Consider the following 323-nt stretch of genomic DNA (forward strand, 5'->3'; position numbering starts at 1 on the left):
AATTTAGAAATCGATCTTATTACACATATACAATTATATTTAAAAGAAGCAATTATTATACTCGCATATGGTAATTATGAAAAATGTGAAAAAGTCATTTTAGATGCACTTGCATTTTCAAAAAAACATCAAGTGTATTATAAAACAGATGAATGTTACCGTATTTTATCTTATCAAAAAATCATTACAACTGATAAAGAAAGATATTTATATTACATAAAAAAATCTGAGCAAGTTGCCATTTTTACAGAAGATACTTTATCTGTTGCAAATATAGATATATTAAAAGCTTATTACTACAATACCGTTACGAATGAATATAC

At 23.5% G+C, this 323-nt stretch carries 1 pseudogene; it reads left to right on the top strand.

The features are described from left to right. Nucleotides 1-323: pseudogene (locus tag ACSG5Z_RS30000) on the top strand (helix-turn-helix domain-containing protein); the annotation flags it as partial.

Origin of the sequence: Bacillus pretiosus (genome assembly GCF_051294775.1) — a bacterium.
Taxonomy (GTDB): domain Bacteria; phylum Bacillota; class Bacilli; order Bacillales; family Bacillaceae_G; genus Bacillus_A; species Bacillus_A wiedmannii.